Consider the following 883-nt stretch of genomic DNA (forward strand, 5'->3'; position numbering starts at 1 on the left):
CTAGCGGTTCTGCGTGAAATCGGTGTTGAAACAGGTGGTTCAAACGTACAGTTTGGTATCAACCCGAAAGATGGCCGTATGGTTATCATCGAGATGAACCCACGTGTATCCCGTTCTTCTGCTCTGGCATCAAAAGCAACAGGTTTCCCAATCGCTAAGATTGCGGCGAAACTGGCTGTTGGCTTTACTCTAGACGAGCTGCAAAACGACATTACAGGTGGTGCAACTCCGGCATCATTCGAACCTACTATCGACTACGTAGTGACCAAGATTCCTCGTTTTAACTTCGAGAAATTTGCTGGCGCTAACGATCGCCTGACGACTCAGATGAAGTCAGTTGGTGAGGTAATGGCGATTGGTCGTAACCAACAAGAATCTCTTCACAAAGCATTACGTGGCCTAGAAGTTGGCGCGACTGGCTTTGATGAGATGGTTGACCTAGATGCACCTGACGCATTAACTAAGATTCGTCACGAACTAAAAGAAGCTGGCGCAGAGCGTATCTGGTATATCGCAGATGCATTCCGTGCGGGCATGTCAGTGGATGGCGTGTTTAACCTGACGAACATTGATCGCTGGTTCCTAGTTCAAATTGAAGAGCTAGTTAAACTAGAAGAGCAAGTGAAAGCCGGTGGCTTTGCTGGTCTAACAGAAGAAGTTCTACGCCAGATGAAACGTAAAGGTTTCTCTGATGCGCGCCTATCTAAACTGTTAGGTGTGGCTGAAAGCGAAATCCGTCGTCTACGTGACCAGTTTGACATCCACCCTGTCTACAAGCGTGTGGATACGTGTGCGGCAGAGTTCTCTTCTGATACGGCTTACATGTACTCATCTTACGATGAAGAGTGTGAAGCAAACCCAACAGATAAAGACAAGATCATGG

The 883-nt window shown here is 47.3% G+C and carries 1 pseudogene; it reads left to right on the top strand.

What is annotated here, in order from left to right:
• Positions 1–883, top strand: a pseudogene (gene carB, locus R8O11_RS26105) (carbamoyl phosphate synthase large subunit); the annotation flags it as partial.

This window comes from Vibrio sp. 1288 (genome assembly GCF_033344475.1).